At 32.0% G+C, this 20,814-nt stretch carries 16 protein-coding genes; 9 read left to right on the top strand and 7 right to left on the bottom strand.

What is annotated here, in order from left to right; genetic code table 11:
• Positions 1–23 precede the first annotated feature (23 nt).
• From HPY57_09270 to HPY57_09260, 3 genes are all read right to left on the bottom strand, one after another.
• Positions 24–1,022 carry a N(4)-(beta-N-acetylglucosaminyl)-L-asparaginase gene (locus HPY57_09270; protein NPV11965.1) on the bottom strand — a complete coding sequence of 333 codons (999 nt, stop codon included), beginning with the start codon at positions 1,020–1,022 and terminating at the stop codon, positions 24–26.
• A gap of 12 nt (positions 1,023–1,034) precedes the next feature.
• Positions 1,035–2,432 carry a cysteine--tRNA ligase gene (locus HPY57_09265; GenBank protein ID NPV11964.1) on the bottom strand — a complete coding sequence of 466 codons (1,398 nt, stop codon included), beginning with the start codon at positions 2,430–2,432 and terminating at the stop codon, positions 1,035–1,037.
• A 98-nt stretch (positions 2,433–2,530) separates the two neighbouring features.
• Positions 2,531–2,983 (bottom strand): EamA family transporter, encoded by a 453-nt coding sequence (locus HPY57_09260; protein ID NPV11963.1) that lies wholly within the window; start codon positions 2,981–2,983, stop codon positions 2,531–2,533.
• Between the two features lie 247 nt (positions 2,984–3,230).
• Between HPY57_09260 and gcvT the strand changes: the two genes are divergently transcribed.
• From gcvT to HPY57_09230, 6 genes are all read left to right on the top strand, one after another.
• Positions 3,231–4,316, top strand: coding sequence for a glycine cleavage system aminomethyltransferase GcvT (gcvT, locus tag HPY57_09255; protein ID NPV11962.1), 1,086 nt, complete (start codon positions 3,231–3,233; stop codon positions 4,314–4,316).
• Positions 4,313–5,032: a 2-phosphosulfolactate phosphatase gene (locus tag HPY57_09250; GenBank protein ID NPV11961.1), complete on the top strand. Its 720-nt coding sequence runs from the start codon at positions 4,313–4,315 to the stop codon at positions 5,030–5,032. Before gcvT ends, HPY57_09250 begins: the two co-directional genes overlap by 4 nt.
• Positions 5,029–7,479 (top strand): DNA translocase FtsK, encoded by a 2,451-nt coding sequence (locus tag HPY57_09245; GenBank protein ID NPV11960.1) that lies wholly within the window; start codon positions 5,029–5,031, stop codon positions 7,477–7,479. Before HPY57_09250 ends, HPY57_09245 begins: the two co-directional genes overlap by 4 nt.
• Before the next feature lie 195 nt (positions 7,480–7,674).
• Positions 7,675–8,328, top strand: a complete 654-nt coding sequence (locus tag HPY57_09240) for an outer membrane lipoprotein carrier protein LolA (GenBank protein ID NPV11959.1) — start codon at positions 7,675–7,677, stop codon at positions 8,326–8,328.
• Positions 8,315–9,364, top strand: a complete 1,050-nt coding sequence (locus HPY57_09235) for a flippase-like domain-containing protein (GenBank protein ID NPV11958.1) — start codon at positions 8,315–8,317, stop codon at positions 9,362–9,364. Before HPY57_09240 ends, HPY57_09235 begins: the two co-directional genes overlap by 14 nt.
• A gap of 50 nt (positions 9,365–9,414) precedes the next feature.
• Positions 9,415–10,695: an MFS transporter gene (locus HPY57_09230; protein NPV11957.1), complete on the top strand. Its 1,281-nt coding sequence runs from the start codon at positions 9,415–9,417 to the stop codon at positions 10,693–10,695.
• A 167-nt stretch (positions 10,696–10,862) separates the two neighbouring features.
• Here the strand turns inward: HPY57_09230 and HPY57_09225 are convergent, their stop codons facing one another.
• Genes HPY57_09225 through HPY57_09210 form a run of 4 tightly spaced genes read right to left on the bottom strand, consistent with a single transcriptional unit; the run spans position 10,863 to position 16,987 of the window.
• A complete protein-coding gene (locus tag HPY57_09225) occupies positions 10,863–11,570 on the bottom strand; it encodes an ABC transporter ATP-binding protein (GenBank protein NPV11956.1) in 708 nt (235 codons plus the stop codon).
• A gap of 1 nt (position 11,571) precedes the next feature.
• Positions 11,572–12,801, bottom strand: coding sequence for an FtsX-like permease family protein (locus HPY57_09220; protein ID NPV11955.1), 1,230 nt, complete (start codon positions 12,799–12,801; stop codon positions 11,572–11,574).
• Between the two features lie 5 nt (positions 12,802–12,806).
• Positions 12,807–14,033, bottom strand: coding sequence for an ABC transporter permease (locus HPY57_09215; GenBank protein ID NPV11954.1), 1,227 nt, complete (start codon positions 14,031–14,033; stop codon positions 12,807–12,809).
• A 26-nt stretch (positions 14,034–14,059) separates the two neighbouring features.
• The gene (locus HPY57_09210) at positions 14,060–16,987 is read right to left on the bottom strand and encodes a histidine kinase (protein ID NPV11953.1); all 2,928 of its coding nucleotides are present in this window, start codon (positions 16,985–16,987) and stop codon (positions 14,060–14,062) included.
• A 215-nt stretch (positions 16,988–17,202) separates the two neighbouring features.
• On the opposite strand from HPY57_09210, the gene HPY57_09205 reads away from it, so the two are divergent.
• From HPY57_09205 to cas6, 3 genes are all read left to right on the top strand, one after another.
• Entirely contained in the window at positions 17,203–18,756 is a 1,554-nt protein-coding gene (locus HPY57_09205; GenBank protein NPV11952.1) for a UvrD-helicase domain-containing protein, read from the top strand.
• A gap of 29 nt (positions 18,757–18,785) precedes the next feature.
• Positions 18,786–19,643: an ATP-binding domain-containing protein gene (locus HPY57_09200; protein NPV11951.1), complete on the top strand. Its 858-nt coding sequence runs from the start codon at positions 18,786–18,788 to the stop codon at positions 19,641–19,643.
• Between the two features lie 255 nt (positions 19,644–19,898).
• Positions 19,899–20,774 carry a CRISPR-associated endoribonuclease Cas6 gene (gene cas6, locus HPY57_09195; protein ID NPV11950.1) on the top strand — a complete coding sequence of 292 codons (876 nt, stop codon included), beginning with the start codon at positions 19,899–19,901 and terminating at the stop codon, positions 20,772–20,774.
• Positions 20,775–20,814 lie beyond the last annotated feature (40 nt).

Genomic DNA, 20,814 nt, shown 5'->3' with positions numbered 1-20,814 from the left:
AAAAATTTCATAAATTCTCTTTATCAATTATCAAGTTCAAATTTAGATTTATAACCTTCTGTTTTACCATTTTTAGATACGACAAAATCAAATCCTTTTATCACAGAATAAGCACCTATCTCACCCTTCTTATTCAAAGCAATAAAGGCAGCTTGATAAGGTTCTTTCATAATATTTTTATTTTTTTCAATTAATCTTCTAACAACATATTCACAGGCTTCCTGAGGAGACATTCCTTCTCTCATTTTTTCTACAACCAAAAACGAACCAACAGTTCTCATTATTGTTTCACCTACTCCGGTTGCACCTGCAGCACCTACTTCATTATCTACATATAAACCTGCACCAACAATTGGTGAATCGCCAACTCTGCCATGAATTTTCCATCTTAAACCACTTGTTGTGCAAGCACCTGAAATGTTTCCATATTTATCAATTGCAAGCATAGTGATTGTATCGTGAGTTTCATTGCCAGTCCAATTATCATCTTTACTCATACTCTCTTTCCATTTAATCCAGGCTTCGCGAGATTTTTCGGTAAGAAGATTTTCTTCTTTGAATCCATACGCTAATGCAAATTTTTTAGCGCCTTCGCCAGCAAGCATCACATGTTTAGTTTTTTCCATTACAAGTCGAGCTACTGAAATTGGGTTTTTAATATTTTGAAGATATGCAACTGCACCTGCTCTTCCACGCCAATCCATTATACAGGCATCTAAGGTTACAATTCCGTTTTCATCAGGAAGTCCACCATAACCAACGCTGTTATTTTCAGGATCGTCTTCGGCAACTCTTACACCCTGTTCAACAGCATCAAGTGAATTCCCACCGTTCTCAAGGATTTCCCAAGCCTTTAAATTTGGTTTTCTATCTCGATCCCAAGTTGAAATTACCACAGGCCTTGTTCCCTCGCCTTGAGAGGAGTAATTTCTGGAAAATAATTTTTCTGGATTTAGAAATTTGAATCCGATACCAAGTATGGTTGATGATAAAATAAATTTTCTGCGGGATAAATTTTTCATTTCTTAAATCCCTTATTTATTGAACTTGTATGTTGTGATTCCTTTTTTGTCTTCGAGTTCAATTCCCAGTTTTTTAAGTTCATCACGAATTTTATCGGATAAATCGAAACGCTTTTCTGCTCGAAGTTGTGATCTTATATCAATAATTATTTTCATTAAATCATCAATTAATTTGTTATCCAATTTTGCTCCTTTTTCGAGATCAATTATTCCAAAAATATCCTGAGCAAGATTTTTGAAAACAGATAAAATTTTCTCTTTATTCGACAAAGACAATCCATTTTTTTCCGCAATAAAAGAATTAACTTCCTTAACAAAGTCAAAAATTACTGCAACAGCTTCAGGTGAATTAAAATTATCGTCCATTGCTTCTTCAAAAGCTTGATAGTATCGGGTTACATCAAAATCTTCCTGACTTTCAACTAATTGAGCAGTTCGAACAAGGTGGAGTGAATTTTCTAACCTTTTAACCGCATTCTCTGTATTCGAGAGTAAATCGAGTGAAAAGTTCAAAGGTGCAGAATAAATTGTCTGTGAATAAAGCAATCTTAATGCTTCGGGTGAATATTTTTCGAGAATTTCTCTGGCGGTAAAGAAATTACCAAGCGATTTCGACATCTTTTGATTATCAATATTTAAAAAGCCGAAATGAATCCAATATCTAGCAAAAGGTTTTCCGGTTGCCGCTTCACTCTGAGCAATTTCATTTTCATGATGTGGGAAAATTAAATCGTTTCCACCGGCATGTATATCAAATGTTTCTCCCAGGTTACGCATCGACATAACTGAACATTCAATATGCCATCCTGGTCTTCCTTTGCCCCAGGGACTATCCCAGTATGGTTCACCGGGTTTTGCCGATTTCCATAACGCAAAGTCAGCTGGATTTTTCTTTTGTTCGTTCACATCAACCCTGGCACCGCTTATAAGTTCATCAAGATTCTTTCCTGAAAGTTTTCCATACTCAGAGAATTTTGTTACATCGTAATAAACATCTCCATCAATCTGGTAAGCAAAACCTTTTTCAATTAATTTTTGTGTTAGTTCAATAATATATTGAATATTTTCAGTAGCCTTTGGATATACATCAGCAGGCTTAATCTTTAATTTTTTTATATCCTCAAAAAAAGCTTGGGAATATTTAGACGCAATTTCCTGCGCAGTCACACCTTCACTTAAGGCTTTATTTATAATTTTATCATCGATGTCGGTTAAATTCATTACAAACTTAACTTCATAACCTTTATAGATAAAATATCTTCTAATAATGTCAATCATCACAAATGACCGAGCGTTCCCGATATGGAAATAATCATAAACAGTCGGTCCACACATATAAATTTTTACTTTACCCGGTTCGAGAGGAATAAATTCTTCTATCTTTTTAGTCAATGTATTGTAAAATCTGATTCCCATAACTCTCTTACTTTTTGATTAAAATAATTAATGATAAACTTAATTGAAAATAAATTATTAGCATTTTAATTAAGCACAAAGCAGGTTATCAATCAAGTTTGCGGCTTATGTGAAAGTTGAACAAGAATAATCCCAATCACAATGAACAAAATTCCGAATGCAATCTTCCAGTTTATCTCTTGTGTTCCTTTAATTAAACCTAAGAGAGTTCCAGCAACAGGAGACATTGCAAATGCAATTGCTAAAGTCACACCGAGATTTTCACTTTTTGCAAGTGCAGTATAAAAACTCCACATACCAAAACTTCCAGCAACAATTCCACCACCGATAATGATCATCAACCATGCTTTATAGTTTGATGGATTCTGGATCAAACTCCAAGAAGGAATTGAAATCAAACCAAGAATAAGAAGAGCTACAAGGGTTCTTATAGTTATTCCCGCAATTGGAGGCATTCCCATTTCTCTCAGCCCAGCTTTTTCAAAATAACCACCAATTCCCCAAAGAACGCCAGCAAGAGTTGCAAATAAAATGTATTGTTTCATAACGAACCTCAATTTTAGTTGATACATTTCTAGACTTAATGAGAAAATCGCAAAATTAAATTAAAACTTCCACTTGCACCTGTTTAATATTTTACTTAATATAAACTCAGTAAATCATTGAAAATCAAACAATTAAAATTTTAAAAATTTAAGCTTGGAGCTGAAAATCTGTGGTCAAGACGAAACGAAGGAGAAAGGTTACCGCACTTTTGCCTTTCTCCTTCAGCTCTAAGCAGAAAGGAATTCAATGAAATATACAAAGTTAAATTCGATACACAAAAAATTAAACGCAAAACTCGTCGAATTTGCCGGCTTTGAAATGCCAGTCTATTACACCTCAATTGTTGACGAACACATGGCTGTAAGAAATAGTGTTGGAATATTCGATGTGTCTCATATGGGAGAAATTTTTATCAAAGGTAATGATGCTCTTAACTTCGTTCAAAAAATCACAACTAACGATGCATCCAAACTAAAACCTGGCAAAGCTCAGTATTCAGCGATGTGTTATGAGAACGGCGGCATTGTTGACGATCTCCTTGTTTACAAATTAGAAGATGGATTTATGCTGGTAGTGAATGCATCCAACAAGGATAAAGATTTCGAATGGATGAAAAAGAATGTTAATAATCTGCAAGTCGAACTACTGGATACAAGCGACGATATAACTCTAATTGCTGTGCAAGGACCCAAATCTGCAGAAACATTAAAACCATTAATTGACTTCGATATTCTTGAATTAAAATATTATACTTTCAAAGAAGGAAAAATTTTAGACACGAAAGCAATAATTTCACGTACAGGTTATACTGGAGAACTCGGTTACGAAATTTATTTCGAAGGTGATGAAAAAACTGCCGTAAAAATCTGGAATGCGATATTAGAGTCTGGTAAACAGTTCGACATCAAATGCTGCGGCCTTGGTGCTCGTGATAGTCTAAGACTTGAAATGGGATATTGCCTCTATGGAAATGATATCGACGAAACCACCAATCCACTTGAAGCGGGACTTGGCTGGATTACAAAACTTGATAAAGAATTTTTCATCGGGAAAGATGCACTGCTTAAAATCAAACAAGAAGGAATTAAACGACAATTGAAAGGTTTTGAACTTATCGAACGAGGCATTCCAAGGCATGGAAATCCAATCTATTTTAATGATAAGCAAATTGGATTCGTAACCAGCGGGTCTCAGTCACCCACTCTAAATAAACCGATTGGATTAGGATATTTTGAAGTCAATTCAATTTCCGAACAGGATATTTTTGAAATCGATATCAGAGGTAAAAGATTAAAGGCTAAACTAACAACTATTCCTTTTATTCAAAGATGAAAGTAGAAGTAATTTTTTTGATAAATGAAAAAATGGAAGATTATTTCTTCCAAAAAAATGTAATTGTTGTTGACTTACTGAGAGCTACTTCAACAATTATAACTGCATTAGCAAATGGTGCAAAAAATATCATCCCGACTTCATCTGTAGAAGAAGCAGTTAAAATTGCAAAAAATTTTGAGCGATCTACTTATTTACTCTGTGGAGAAAAAAACACAAAAATTATTGAAGGATTTGATCTCGGAAATTCTCCCTTAGAATTCACCAACGAAAAAGTGAAAGACAAAAAAATTATTTTAACTACAACCAATGGAACAAAAGTTTTCAGCTTATTAAAACATTCACAAAATGTCTTGATTTATTCTACCTTGAATCTTTCAGCAGTCGTTCAAGAAATGCTCAATTTAGGAGATGAGTGGTTTATCATTTGTTCAGGCCGCAATGGATTTTATGATGCATCTGATGCAATTGCTGCTGGATTACTCTTATCAAAATTAAACGATTTACAAACTAATTTGGAGGTGAATGATGCAGGTTTAACTTCATTAGTTATTTATGAAAAATATAAAAATGATTTGAGAAAATTTCTCAAAGAGACTGACCACGGTCAGATACTAATACAAAATGGCTTTGAAGCTGATATCGATTTTATCTCTCAGATTGATAAGTATAACATTAATGCAAGTTACTCTAATAATTTTATAGGTTTGCTATGAGAAGACGGAAAAAAATTAACGAAACCTCAATTAACTCAGATGACTTTTTAATACCTTATGGTATTAAGAAATCTATCTTGGCTCTTTGCCTTCTATCTTTGGCAATTATTATTTCATTCAGCATTTTTTCATATAGCCGAAGTGATTATACTTATATTCAAAATTTAAAACCTGCAGATTTCTTTTCACTTGTAGATAGAAACTCTGATATATCTCAGAGTGCGTCAAAAATAAAAAATTGGATTGGACTAATTGGTGCAATACTCGCTAATTTTTTCATAAATGATTTATTTGGATATTTTTCTTTTGCATTTGTAATCATTCTATTTTATTGGGGCATATTAATTTTATTCGGTATAAATAACTTTAGACAATCACTTTTTTATTCAATCGTCATTGCATCCATTGGGATTTTATTTTCATCAATGGTCGGAATTCTAGCAAACAATCTGGATATAGTATCACAAAACAAAGAGCTTTATGGATCAGTTGGTGCACTCCTTGGTTCTTTATTAATTAGATTGATTGGTTCAGCTGGAGGGTTAATCTTAATTTTTATTATGATACTAATCCTCTCTACAATTTTATTGAATATTGACCTGAAAGAATTACTTGGAAATATAATCTTAGGTATTAGTCAATTTTTCAAGTTTATATGGTTCAAAATCAAAAGCACACTGATAAAAACTAAAGGCGAAGAAAAAACGATTGTTAAGGTCAATAAGAAAAAAGAAACTCCTCTCCCAGAAAATTCTGAAGAACCGAAAGAGACTAAAATCGAGATAGTAAAAGATAAACTTGTAATTCCAGATGCAAGTCCCGCTAAAGCTGATAACCAAAAACAACCCAAATTAACAGAAAAGAAAAAAGAAACGGAGGATGAAAAAACCGAAACTGATATTAAATCAGAACCAGTCTCTGGTATTCAACCATGGGATGAAAGTTTACAATTTGATTTGCCCCCACTTGATTTATTAGAGACGCCGGTTACTGTTCATGGCGTAAGGCAAAGCGAGCTTACCCAAAAAGCAGAAATGATTAAGAAGAAACTTCAAATCTTTAAAGTCGATATTCAAGAAATAAAAGTCACACCTGGTCCCGTTGTAACTCTGTACGAAGTTGTACCTTCTCCAAATGTGAAAGTAAATATGATAACAGCGTTGAAGGATGATCTTGCGTTAGCATTAAAAGCAAAAGGAATTCGATTGATTGCCCCAATGCCCGGACGAGGTACAATTGGTGTCGAAATACCGAATGACAGTCCAGAAATTGTTCGAGCTTCAAGTATTTTTGGTTCGGAAAAATATCAAACAATAAATTATCCATTACCTCTTGCAATGGGCAAAACTGCCGATGGTGATATCTTTATCGAAGATTTAACATCAATGCCCCATCTGTTAATTGCAGGTGCAACTGGTTCAGGTAAAAGTGTTGGTATCAATACAATCATTAACAGTTTTCTTTTCAAATTACATCCAGCTAAAGTCAAATTTGTTTTAATTGATCCAAAGAGAATCGAACTTGCAATGTATAAGAAACTAAAAAAACATTATCTGGCTGTATGTCCTGACATTAAGGAAGAAATAATCACAAATCCTGAAAATGCTGTGACAGTCTTAAAATCATTAGAGGCCGAAATGGATTTGAGATACGATTGGCTAAGCAAATTGGATGTGAGAAATATTAAAGAGTTCAATGATAAACTTGCTTCTGGGAAAATCAAAGAAAAAGATGGAGTTGAATTCCATCCACTTCCATATATAGTCGTAATTGTTGATGAATTCGCTGATCTTATGATCACTGCAGGTAAACAAATCGAAGATTCAATTGCACGACTTGCACAGATGTCAAGAGCTGCGGGAATTCATCTTATCTTTGCAACGCAAAGACCGTCTGTAAATGTAATTCGCGGAAATATTAAAGCAAATTTCCCAGCCAGAATTGCTTACAAAGTTTCTTCAAGGGCAGATTCTTTAACAATTCTTGATCAAACCGGAGCTGAACAACTTCTCGGCAGCGGTGATATGATTTACAACAATAACGACAATATGATACGCGTTCAAAATTCATACATCACGGAACAGGAAATTAATCGAGTTTTAGATTTCATAGAAAAACAGGAAGGATTTTCAAGTCCTTACCTTCTTCCATCGGTAACTAACAATAATCGTGGTAACCGTGAAGCAATAGGAGATTATGATCCACTGATATATGACGCAGCTATTTTAGTACTTAGAAATAAAATTGCTTCGGTTACATTTTTGCAAAGAAAACTAAAACTTGGTTATGCAAGAGCAGCCCGAATAATGGATGAACTTGAAACTATTGGAGTGGTAGGACCCTTAGATGGCAACAAGAATAGATTAGTTTTAGTTGAAACACAAGAACAATTAGATGAAATATTCGATTCTTATGATATTCCTCGTACAAGCTCGTATAATTTTTAATTATTATTTGGATTTATTCCCTAATGCCCTGCACTAAATGCAGGGCTTTTTTATAATCTTCCCATTTGTTTCTAAGCCTAAATAAAAAATTATGGAAACATTTGATAAGGTTGTATTTAAAATCATCGTGAAATTTATTCAAATTATCTTTTCTAAATTTGTATTAAATACCTTTTGAAATTAAAAGTGAGCGAAATGAAACTGAATAGAATTTTCAGAGAAACATTTTTTATTACTGTTATATTCATTATTACTAACATCGTTTTAGCATCACAAAACGATAAGTTTAATCCAGATAAATTTTTAAAGGATGTTCAACAGCATTACAAAAAATTAGAAGATTTTGTAATCGAATTCACAAAAGAAATTTCATCTCCTGTAATTAAAGGTGGGCAAATTTCTAAAGGTAAATTATACTTCTTGAACAAAAATAGATATCGACTGGAAATCGATGGACAATTAATTATATCCGATGGTGAAACAATCTATAATTATTCGAAGAAGGCAAAGCGAGTTGTAATTACAAAGTTTGAAGAAAACTTCTTTTCTGCTGAGAACCTGTTAACAAACTTCCCACAGAATTTTAAAAGTGAATTTTTAGGAGAAGAAAAATTAGGCAATAAAAATGTTTTTAAGTTTCGTTTGTTACCTGCCTCATCAAATCCAGAGTTCAAGTTGATGTATCTCTGGATTTCTCAGGAAAAAATCATACAAAAAATTCAGGTTGAAGACTGGGCTGGCAATATCTACTATTTTTCTATTTTAAGTTTTAATTCTAATCAAAAGCTCAAAGACGATTTAATAAAATTCAAAATTCCATCGGGAGTAAAAGTTGTTGACCTCAGATAAATCGGAAAAATTTCAATTCAGATCAATAAATCTAAAAGAAATTCTTTTATACTTCGTATCTCTTGGAGTTGGAATAGGACTTTTAATTTACACTTTTCGTGGTGTCTCAGTTAGTGAAGTTGCAGATGAGCTTTCAAACATAAACTATTTTTACCTGACGGTTTTTATTCTAATAATTTTTCTGGGCACTTTTTTAAGAGCTCTTAGATGGAAATATATGCTTGTATCCTTCAAAGAAGATGTAAAACTTAAAAATTTGTTTGAGGCGACTATCATTGGTTATGGAGTAAATGTCGTTTTCCCGAGACTTGGTGAAATTGCAAGGTCACTTTATCTTGGTTCATCTGAAAAAATATCAAGAAGTTCTGCTCTCGGAACAATAATAGTTGAGCGAGTTTATGATTTAATTTTCCTTCTTGTCTCACTTTTAGTTTCAGTTTGGTTATTCGGCGAAAGTTTGAGCAAAGAATATCCGTGGATTTTTAATGCTCTCTATTTTGGAATGTTAATTTTAGTTGTTGCCTTCATCTTACTTTATCTTGTTGTGAAATTCCAATCAAAGATCGTTTTATGGATTGAAAAATTTTTAGACATATTAGGATTGAATAGATTTTCCAGAGCAACAGAAATCACTTCAAAAGTAATAGATGGTTTCAATAGTATAAAAACAAGAAAGAATTATTGGTTAACATTTCTGCTTTCGCCAGTTTTATGGTTTACTTATGCTGTTGGATCTTATTTTGGTCTCCTTGCTCTGAATATGCACAAAATTATTCCTGTGGATATTTCATCGGGATTAATAATAATGAGTATAACCACATTTGGTATTATGATTCCAATTCCTGGTTCTACTGGTTCTTATCACGCATTTTGTAAAAGCGTTCTAACTATGTTTTTAGGCTTCGATGTTAAAATTAGTCTTGCTTATGCTGTTTTAACTCACCTATTAAACACAATCCCATTTTTAGTTATCAGTTTAATTATTCTGCTGACCAAAGGTCTAAAAAGATCTTTTTCGAGTTTTCAAGCACTCTAATTTTTTAATTATCTTGAAAATTATTATCACTCAAAAAATCGGAGCGATTTATGTTTCTAAAAATTAAAAACTTCTTTACTCAATTTTCTTCACAATTCTGGCTCGTAATAATGTTCGAATTTTTTGAGAGAGGATCTTACTACGGAATGATGAGTATTCTTTCAGTTTACTTTACTGATCAATTGTTCTTTTCAAAAGAAAGTGTTGGAGTTATTAAAAGCACTATTCAACCGTTACTCTATATTTTACCAATCGTTGCTGGCGCAATTGGCGATCGTTTCGGTTATAAGAAAACTTTAATATTTGCATTTACATTCTTAGGGCTTGGTTATTTTCTAACCAGTCAATTTAAAGACTATGTTCTTGTATTTGCGAGTTTAATAATTATGGGAATCGGTGCAGGTGCATTCAAACCTATGATCTCGGGGACTATCGCTCGAATTACAAATGAAAAGAACAGTACACTTGCATTTGGTATCTATTACTGGTCAATCAACTTTGGAGCTTTTTTATTTCCTTTAATTCTTGTCCCATACTTAAAAGCAACTTTCGGCTGGCATACAGTTATGATTGCGTCAGCTGTGTTTACTGCGGGAATGCTTATTCCAACAATTTTATTTTACAAAGAGCCACCCAGACCAGCAAGCACTAAATCTTTAATCCAAGTATTTAAAGAAATGATTTTAGTTCTAAAAGATTTTCGATTTGTATCCCTTATCGTAATTTATTCTGGTTTCTGGATACTGTATTTCCAAATGTTCGATTCAGTACTCTGGTATGTAAAAGATTATGTTGATGCAACTTCTTTAAATAATGTAGTGAATTCTTTCCTAGGAATTTTTGGAATTAATTTGAACTGGAGATTTGATGTTGAACATGTGACAGTTATAAATGCAGGAACGATTATTTTACTTCAGATGATTGTTTCGAACATCGTAAAAAACAAGAAAGCTCTCCCAACTATGATAACAGGAATTTCTCTTGGAACAATTGGAATGGCAATTCTAGCAATTTCAACAGATATCTGGGTATTTATGACTGGAATAATAATGTTTTCAATTGGTGAGATGACAGCTCATCCTAAATTCATCAGTTATGTTGGATTGATTGCACCTGAAGATAAAAAAGCAACTTACCTCGGCTATGCATTTCTGTATGGAGTTTTAGGTTCACTTATTGGTGGAGTTCTTGGCGCAAACCTTTATGTTCATTTTGTAGATAATCTAAAAGATCCACAAACATTATGGATTGTATTCAGTTTGATTGGTGTCGCAACAATCATTGGATTATTACTTTACAGCAAGTTTGTTGTGAAAGAGAGTAAATATTAATCAAAATTCAAATATTGAAGTAACCATAAGAAAAAGCGTTGCTCATATGGCAACGCTTTTTCATTTTAATCAAAATTTAAGTCCAATAGCCAGCGTAAATTTACTCACAGATTTTTTTGGAAGAATTATTATTCTAAAATTCTAATAACTCTTTTAGACCTTACAACTCAAATTAATTTCCTGCTCAACATTCCATCTTTTATTTCCATTACACGATGAGCAATACCAACCATTTCTGGATTGTGAGTTACAATCACAAAAGTTTGACCTAATTCTCTGTTAAGATTTTGAATTAATTGAATAATATTCTGACTATTTTGAGTATCAAGATTCCCTGTAGGTTCATCGGCAAAAATGACTTTCGGATTATTAGCTAAAGCTCTTGCGATTGCAACTCTTTGCAGTTCACCTCCAGATAATTCCGAAGGCTTGTGATTTAATCGTTCCCCAAGTCCAACATATTCAAGCAATTCAATTGCTCTAGGTTTAGCTTCGTCAAAACTTTTTCTATTGATCATCATAGGAATAATTACATTTTCAAGTGCAGTAAATTCAGGAAGCAAATGATGAAATTGAAAAACAAAACCAATGTTTTGATTTCGAAACTGTGAAAGTTCTTCATCTTTCATTAAAAGCAAATCCTGTCCATAAAAATAAATTTTTCCTTCGTCGGGTTTATCAATTGTTCCTAAAATGTGAAGTAGTGTACTTTTCCCAGCACCCGATGCACCTACAATTTCTAAAATCTCATTCTCATAAATTTCAAGTGAAATTCCCTTTAAAACTTCTAGCCTATTTTTGTTCTCAATCACATAAGATTTTTTAATTTCAATTGCATTAATTAAAACTTTTTGATTATCAGAATTTAAATTCATTTTATTCCCATCTAATTGCTTCAAGTGGATTTTGTTTTGCTGCTCTTTTTGCGGGGAAATATCCAGCAATTGTTGAAAGAAAAATTGCCATTAAAACAATCAACACAATATCAAGAATTTGAATCTTTACAGGCAATGCATCAATGATATAAACATTTGGATCAAGTGCATAGAGTTTATATTTGATTTGAAGGAAACAGATTAAAAGTCCAAGTATAACTCCCAAAATCGAACCAATTATACCAATTAAGATTCCTTCAAGAAGAAAAATTTTAAGAAGGCTTCTATCAGAAAGTCCCATTGCTTTCAAGACACCAATATCCCTTCTTTTTTCTATAACAGTCATCATCAGAGAAGAAAAAATCGAAAATGTTGCAACAGCAATTATCAAACTTAAAATGATATAAGCACTCCATCTTTCAATCAGCATAACTGAATAAAGATCTTTATGGAGATCAAACCAGGTTTTTACAGAGTAAGTTATATCGGAAAAATTTTTTTCAATTTCTCTTTTAAGGTAATTTGTCTCGTGAATATTTTTCAATCGAATTTCATATCCCAAGATTTTTTGACCATAACCAAGCAATCTTTGAGCAAATGGCAGTGATACATAAACATTATAAGCATCAATATCGACATTGTGCGAGTTATAAATTCCACTTATTACAAAAGTTTGATTCATTGGAGCAGATACTCCAGCAAGATATCCTTCCAATCCTTCAGGGCTGACAATTACAATAGTATCACCAATCGAAACCTGTAATCTATTTGCAAGACTAAATCCTATCAATGCCTTTGGTAAATTTTCTGTTTTTAGATCGTAACTGCCTGATATGATATGAGTTTTAAGTCCCGAAAGTTCAAGATTTTTTTCTTCACTGATTCCATAAAGATTAATTATTCGAATTACTCTTTTTGAATAAATGACTGACTTACCATAAACAAATGGTGAAAATGATTCAACTTTTTTGTTTTGCTCTAAGTAATTCTCAAGAGCTTTATCTGGATTAAACCCTTCGGCAACATTTGATTCAATTTTTAAATGTGGATCAAAATTGACCAGAATGTCAGTTACAATACTTGCAAATCCATTAAATACTGAAAGGACAACTATTAATGCAGCAACGCCAACTGTAATTCCAAGAATTGAAAGCAATGAAATTATTGTGATAAAATTTACTTTATGTCTCGATTTCAAATATCTAAATGCAATAAATCTTTCTAATTTCATTTCTCTTATGAAAACCGAATTGATTTAATGATATCAATTTTAGCCGCAAATCTTGCTGGAAGGAATGAAAACAAAATCGAAATAATTATGCTCAAGAGCGAAACTATCAAAAAACTTTCAGCTTCAATTGATATTGGAACTTTATCGAGAAAATAAATTCCTTCAGGAATTTTGATGATATTAAAGTTTAATTGAAGATGAAGAAGGATTAAAGCAATGATATTCCCAGCAGCAGTTCCGATAAATCCAATAAATACACCATTTAAAAGAAATATAGTCTTTATTTGTTTTGAAGTTGCACCGAGTGTTTTCAAAATTCCAATTGAATTTGTTTTATCCATCACATGGATTAGAAGAGTTGAAATTATATTGAAGATTGCAACTATTGTAATAAAGGCAAGCACAACTGGAATTGGTTTTTTCTGAAGTTCAATCCAGTTAAAAATGTTTCTATAAGTCTGATAGATAGATTTTGCCTGGTAGGGATAACCAAGTTTGGCTGAAAGTGTAAAGCTGTAATAATCAGCAAGTTGAGGATTCTTTAATTTTATTTCGTAACCTGATATTTTATCATCAAATCCGAATAATTCTTGAGCTGAATTAAGATGAACAAAAGTATTAACATCATCATATTCAGACATACCCGATTCATAAATTCCAGAAACAACAAATTTTTTCACACTAATATGTTCAGGATCAATTGGCAATACAAAACTATGTAGTGAAAATGCAGTGATTGTATCATTAAGCTTAACTCCAATCTTTCTGGCTAATTTTTTTCCAATAAGAATTGTTGGATAATTTTTATCATTCGAAATTCGATATTCACCTTCAATAATATTATTTCTTAAATCAGTGTAATCATACTCAGGTAAAATTCCTTTAATAAATACACCTTCTTTGAATTTTCTACTCCGAACAAGAGCAAGTTGACCAGCATAAGGTGAAATACCCGCTAAATCATTTCCAACAATTTTCTTTATCTCAGCAATTTCACTTTCATTAAAGCTAACAAGTTGCCCTTCCATCGTTCCTAAATCAATATGAAGATTAAATCCGACTAATTTATTTTCAATTTCTCTCTCAAAACCATTTAATACAGAAAGTGCAATATCCAAGACTATAACTCCTATCATTACACCCAATATGGATATTAAAGTAATTGTGGAAATAAATTTTGATCTTCTTTGAATTGATAAAAATCGTTTTAATATCAGAAGAATAAACTGCATAACAAACTCAATATAGAGAAATGTAATCAATTATGATTGGAAATTACTGCATCTGGTTTGTAAATAACTCCACTTGTCTTATGACCATTAATTTTGACAATTAATTCATTTTCAAATCTTAAATGCCTGCAAAAACTTAATTCCTCTGCTGGTGGAATGGAAAGCAGCCAGTCCCAATCAATAAAACCTATATTGTGATAAGGATCAATTGTGAAATAACCGATTCTAAATGAAGTAATATTTTGAAAGAAATGTGAACCCTGCGATGGAGTTATGTGCAAATCTTTAAAACTTGCTTCAACAATGATTGAAGCCATTCCAATTTGATCCCAGGTGACTGGTATCCCAAGCCAGGGATCTAAACTTCCCCATCTTCCCACTCCAATCAAAATATAATGACGATTTTCTTTTAATAGTTTTTTATTGAAGTATTCAATTTCTGAAACAACTTCCCGACTTTTACCACGATCATATTTATTTATATCTACAACAACCACATCTTTCAAGTCTCTATAAATTCCATTGCCTAAAACTTGAGGTGAATAACAAACAAAATTTTCAGTATCATTAATTTCAAATTCAACTTCTTCCATTTCATGACTTACTATAAATGGTCTCATCTGCAACAAAGCAAACTCTCTCGGACAATTGTTTGAGCTCAAATTACATGCAAATTCAATTTCGACTGGCGCACCAAGTGCCCATGAGCAGATTTCCAAAAGTAAATCAAGAATTTCTGGTAATGGAAAAACTGAATGCTTAAGTATTGGTGCAAAAGTAACAATTCGGGTTCCGCTTCGGGAAATTCCATCGTAGATTGCATCGTTTTCTGGGGAATAAGTCGAACCAAGAAGGTAAAGCGTTCCATCAATTTCGGCAATTGAAAGATCAAATGATTTAACAAACTCTTCTGGTGAGTGTTTTACAGAACGAAATTCTTCATTCAAATCGATTGCATAAAAATATTGCTGGGAAGTTCGAACAGTTTCTTTCGTTGAATAAAATTGAATTAAATGTTTAGGATATTTTGGGCAGAATTTAACTGTGTTTCCACCCTCAACAACAATTTTGCCGAGACCCAAAGCAACCTGAGCAATCCCATCGGTTGTTTTTTGCGGCGGCAGAGGATAAAAATTATAAGATTTGGCAACTCCCGAAAAATCTGGATAAAATCTTCCATTACGCTCACACCCGACTACTCTTTGAATGACCACTGCCATTTTTTCTTCTTCAAGTCGATAGGCTGTTGCTTTCATATAATTTTTACTGTGCTGGAAAAACATCGAAGCGTAGACAAGTTTAATTGCATCAAGTAATTCTTTTAATCTAATTTCAATGTCAGGATTATTATTTGGTATCATTACAGTTGCATAAACTCCTGCAAGAGGCTGAAATTGTGAATCTTCTAAAAGACTCGAAGACCGAATTGCAAGCGGAGTTTTAACTAATTCAAGAAAGTCTCTCAATTTATTGACAACTTCTTGAGGGAAATATTGAGCATTGAAGAATCTCTCTTTTATCAAATTATCATCTTCACACTGAAGCGCAAAATTGAAGAGCTCATTATCATTAATAAATTGATCAAAAATATCCGTTGCAAGTACAACTCCTGAAGGGACATAAATCGTAACTTTTTCAAACTGATCTCTAATTCCATAGTTGACAATTAAACTATTAAGAAACCCTAATCCTCTCGCTTTCCCGCCAAGTGAACCAGAACCAATTCGTGCAAAGCTGTGATTAATATCAAAAGTATTTTTATCAAACTCACTGACTATTCCTCTCAATCTCATCTCACGATATTCACGAATAGAATTGATTAAATCCTGTCGTAGTGCTTCAATGGTTGGATAGTCACTGACCCTTCTTGGTCTTAATTTATGGGCTAACCAGAATTCAGTCCGTGCTTTTAACCAGTTTGAGAAATGATTTCTCGATGCATGATAGATGATACTTTCTTCTGGAACTGTTTTCAAAACTTCCTCGAGCTCGATTAAGTTACGAGCTCTTGCAACTTCTCTTCCATCTAGAGTTCTAAAAATAAAATCACCAAAACCAAGATTATCTTTAATAAAATCTCGAACCTGCTTTAACAAAGTCGGTGAACCTTTTTGAATAAAAAACGCCTGAACAGCACGAGCCTTTTCGGCAAATTCAATATTGCTTGATTGAAGAAGTATTGGAATATCGGATTGCTGCCTTTTAATTTCAGCTGCTAACTTCAAACCAGCTTCAGGATCCTTTTCCCCGTTTCTTCTAAAATTAATATCGGAAATAACTCCAAGAATATATTCTTGATATTTGGTGAAATAATCCCATGCTTCTTCATAAGTTGAGCAAAGCAAAATTTTTGGTCTTGCCCGCATCCTTAGATATTTATGAGAAATATTTAAGCCTTCTGAAATTAATCGTTGTGATTGAGTGAAAATTTCTGTGTAAATAATTGGCAGATAACTCGAGTAAAACTTTACATTATCTTCAACAAGAATGATTGATTGAACTCCAACCGTTTTCGTATCGTTTTCAACATTCAGTTTGTCTTCAAGATATTTTATAATTGCAATGAGTAATCGATAATCCCCCTGCCAGATAAAAACTTTTTCAAAAATCGAAAGGTCATAAGTCTTCGATATCTCTTTTAGTTCACGATTATCATAAGCAAGTAAAATAACTGGTAAGTTTGGACATTGTGATTTTAAATTTTGAACAAACTTAATTACTGACATATCTTCGATGTGTAATGTTGTGATAACCAGATCAAATCTTTTCTTCTGATCACTTAAAAATTCAAAAGCTTCGTGTGCAGTGGTTACATGAGTAATTTCAGGTGCGTGACTTAAATTTAAAGCTCTGTATTCCTCGCGAATTTGTTCATAAAGTCTTCCATCTTCTTCAAACAAATAATAGTCATACAAACTCGAGACAAGTAAAATATCCCGTATCTTAATCTTCATCAAATTCTGAAATTCTCTAAATCGACTTCCATATTGAGCTTTTACCTTGAAATCTTTATTCACTCTCATTTCATAACCTTAATTTTAGTTCTAACTTATAAAAGATTTAGAAATTTTCAAGCAAAACTTTCTAATTTTAGAATGATAGATTATTGGGAATTTGAAGGCAAATAAATTTATATTTCAAAAGTTACAAATTACTATTTGGTTTTACATTGGATAATCAAATTAATTTATCACAGGAACAAATTAACATTGTTCATCTGGCAAAGGGGAAGCACTTAGTTCTGGCACCTCCCGGGACTGGGAAAACAGAATTACTTTCGCATAGAATTCTTTTTGCAATAGAAAATGGAATCAATCCCGAAGAGATGGTTTGTCTTACTTTTACAAATCGTGCTGCAAAAGCAATGAAGGAAAGAGTTGAAAGATACTCCCCTGATTGTAAAGTTTTCATCGGAAATATTCACAGATTTTGCCTTAACTTTCTCAATAAAAACAAACTCATACCAAATGCGACAATTCTACTTGACGAAGAAGATTCCTCACTTTTAATTAAAGAAATCTTAGAAGAAAATAATATAAGACTAAATTCTATATCTCCTGATGCTCGCATAGATGATTTAATACGATTAAACTCTTATCTAAAACAAACAAAATTCGGCTTTCCACAAAATTTAGTTCTAAAGCCTAAAGATATACTTTATTACATGTTTGGAGATCAACTTATTAAAAAAATCTGTTCGGATTATGAAAAAATAAAAGAGGAAAATCTCTTTCTTGATTTTGACGATCTTTTAACTTTGACTTACCTTCATCTGATCAAAGATAACAGGATCAAATTTCAGAAATACTCATGGATTCAAGTTGACGAGATTCAGGATTTAAATGCTCTTCATTTTGAAATTATAAGATTAATTTCTGCACCCGATTGTCACTTAGTTTACTTCGGGGATCCTGAGCAATCAATTTTTTCATTCCTGGGAGCCGATTTAAGTAACATTGAGGATATTAAAAAGAGTTTTCAGATTCACACATTAAGTCTGAATTTTAGATCACCTTCCTATCTGCTTAAAGTTTACAATGATTTTGCAAGGAATTATCTTAACCCACAATGGAACCAGGAACCAGTTTCTTTTCAGTCGCAGTCAAAACCACCTGGAACATTAAAAATATTTAAAGTAGCTGACCCATCTCTTCTGGATAAAACAATCAGTGAATTGATTAATGATTTAATAAAGGAAGAAAGATCTCAAACAGCAATTCTGGTAAGAACTAACAATAGTGTAAAAAATTTTAGCAGGCTATTAAATCAGCAAAGTATAGATCATTTCAAAGTTTCACATTTTGATTTATTTAGAACTGCCGTAATAAAAGATGTGATGGCTTTTTTGAATTGTTTGATTGATGATTATTCAAGACTAAACTGGGCAAGAATTTTAAAACATTTTGGAAAAATTAACACTTTTAAAGAAGCCAGAAATTTTGTGAATAAACTTTATAACTCTGGACTATATCCCACAGATTTTCTAAAAGAAAATTTTTTTGAATTAGAATTAAAACTTTTTAATGATATACTTAAAAACAATAAAATTATTTTATTCGATACAGAAACAACAGGAAAAAATCCCGAAATTGATGACATTATTCAAATTGCGGCAATAGAAATAGAAAAAGGTCAAAGGAAAAGAGAGTTTAATCGTTATTTAAAGACAAACAAAGATTTATCAAAAAGTGTAAAATTCATGGAATTACAAATGATTATTTAAATCAAAATGGTGAAGATCCTAAAAAGGTTTTGGCAGAATTCTTAGATTTTATAAACGACGCTGTTATCTTAGCCCATAATCTTCCCTTTGATTTAAGAATGCTTATTGAAAATTGTAGAAGAAATGGAATAGCTATTAATGAAAATAAATTTACCGCTTCCTTTGATACAATAACTATTACAAGAAGAATTTTTCCAACCCTTAAATCATATAGTCTTGCATCATTAATCGAAGAGTTCAATCTTAAAGCTCAAAATACTCACAATGCTTATGATGATGTAATCGCTACATTTGAATTAGTTAAATATTTATCTATCTACCTTAAGGATAAAATTCAAGTTCAGGAAAAAATTTTTACAGATAATCAAAAAATTTTAAGGAATTTTATTAATGGATTTTATCCATTATGGTCAAAAGTAAAATTCTATTTTAATACTTCTAAAAACATAGTTGATATTATCTCTGAATTTTTAATTTATCTGGTAACGAATTACAAATATGATATTAAAGATGAAGACGGAGTTAATCTTAAAAAATTGTTTAGACATTTGTCTTTAAAGTGTCAAGAAAATACTCTAGAGAAAAACTTAAGAAAACATGTTCCACTTTACGAGACATTAAAAGAACCTGATCTCGTCATAGGCGATGAAAAAGTAGTGATCTCCACAATTCATAGAGCTAAAGGTTTAGAATTTACAAATGTGATTATTCCTGAATGTAACAGAGATGTTTTTCGATACCAAAATTCTAATAATTCAAATGAAGATGCGAGAATCCTCTACGTTGCTATGACAAGAGCAAAGAAAAGACTATTCTTTATTACGAAAAACAATTCAATGAGTCCATTTTTAGAAAAGATAAAATCGCATTTTGAAATTGAAGAATAAAATCTCTAAACATATTCCACGAACAATTTGCGTGAATTATAATTTTTCTCTCCACCCTTTTATTCGAATAAAATATTTTTAGTAAGTAATTTCCTACATCAAAATGCTTGTAAATCTTTCAATCCTTGTTTAAGTTTCGCACAGTGTTAATTGTTTGAAAAAATGTTAATGCTTAGCTAAACGATTAATATTATCACGACACGATACACCAACTGCATTTTGGAAAAATGAAAGTTAATAAACTCTATATATTATATGAGACTAAAACTTACATTGCAGTGTGTATCGAAACCAGCGGTAATTCCAATCAACTATAATTATCAATTTTCCGCTGCGATATATCTCCTCTTAAAATTTGGCTCACCCGAATTCTCTGAATTTCTACACAACAATGGTTACAAAATTGAAAATAAGAATTTCAAGCTTTTCACTTTTGCTGTTAAACTTAGAAAGTATCAAATCTTAAACAACAATCGATTGGAAGGCAATCATTTTGAACTTCTTTCACCATTTATAGACCTTTATATCTCCTCACCGCTTGTCGAGTCATTTATAAAAAATTTTGTCATTGGAACTTTTGAAAAGCAAAAAGTTCACATCGTACACAAGCAGTATGTTAGTCGATTTGTGATTAAGCATGTCGAATTAATCCCTGATCCAGAAATAACTAACGAAATGAATTTCCGACTGCTCTCTCCGCTGGTTCTTTCAACTCTTGTATTAAGGAATGGAAGATTAAGTCCTTACTATCTAAGAATAAATGATCCAGGCATTGAAGAAAATCTATTACAAAATCTGGTAAGAAAATATAGACTCATTTATAAACAGGATATTAAAGTTGATGATTTTTACTTTGAATTTGATAAGGAATATATCGAAAAGAAAAAAGGAGTTGTATCAAAACTTATAACAATTGCTGAAGGTTCTAAGAATGAAAGTAAAATAAAAGGGATAATGTGTGATTTCAAGATCAGAACAAACCCAGAATTAATTAAAGTCGGCTACGAATGTGGTTTCGGAAGCAAAAATTCAATGGGCTTTGGTTTTGTGGAGGTGAATGGAAAGACATATGATCAATTAAAAGAAAAAATTTTTAATATTCAGAATACCAAGCAATTAGAAAAACATTAATGTATAAAATTAATATTAAAGAATTTATAATTATATCTGT

The organism is Ignavibacteria bacterium (assembly GCA_013177855.1).
Classification (GTDB): domain Bacteria; phylum Bacteroidota; class Ignavibacteria; order Ch128b; family Ch128b; genus Ch128b.
Note: the sequence above shows the minus strand (reverse complement) of the source record. Positions and strands in the feature narration are given on the sequence as shown.

What these genes read in the sequence shown, in the direction of transcription:
- HPY57_09270 (NPV11965.1), bottom strand. Translation starts at nt 1,022, where the DNA reads ATGAAAAATTTATCCCGCAGAAAATTTATTTTATCATCAACCATACTT.
- HPY57_09260 (NPV11963.1), bottom strand. Translation starts at nt 2,983, where the DNA reads ATGAAACAATACATTTTATTTGCAACTCTTGCTGGCGTTCTTTGGGGA.
- gcvT (NPV11962.1), top strand. Translation starts at nt 3,231, where the DNA reads ATGAAATATACAAAGTTAAATTCGATACACAAAAAATTAAACGCAAAA.
- HPY57_09250 (NPV11961.1), top strand. Translation starts at nt 4,313, where the DNA reads ATGAAAGTAGAAGTAATTTTTTTGATAAATGAAAAAATGGAAGATTAT.
- HPY57_09245 (NPV11960.1), top strand. Translation starts at nt 5,029, where the DNA reads ATGAGAAGACGGAAAAAAATTAACGAAACCTCAATTAACTCAGATGAC.
- HPY57_09240 (NPV11959.1), top strand. Translation starts at nt 7,675, where the DNA reads ATGAAACTGAATAGAATTTTCAGAGAAACATTTTTTATTACTGTTATA.
- HPY57_09230 (NPV11957.1), top strand. Translation starts at nt 9,415, where the DNA reads ATGTTTCTAAAAATTAAAAACTTCTTTACTCAATTTTCTTCACAATTC.
- HPY57_09225 (NPV11956.1), bottom strand. Translation starts at nt 11,570, where the DNA reads ATGAATTTAAATTCTGATAATCAAAAAGTTTTAATTAATGCAATTGAA.
- HPY57_09220 (NPV11955.1), bottom strand. Translation starts at nt 12,801, where the DNA reads ATGAAATTAGAAAGATTTATTGCATTTAGATATTTGAAATCGAGACAT.
- HPY57_09215 (NPV11954.1), bottom strand. Translation starts at nt 14,033, where the DNA reads ATGCAGTTTATTCTTCTGATATTAAAACGATTTTTATCAATTCAAAGA.
- HPY57_09210 (NPV11953.1), bottom strand. Translation starts at nt 16,987, where the DNA reads ATGAAGATTAAGATACGGGATATTTTACTTGTCTCGAGTTTGTATGAC.
- cas6 (NPV11950.1), top strand. Translation starts at nt 19,899, where the DNA reads ATGAGACTAAAACTTACATTGCAGTGTGTATCGAAACCAGCGGTAATT.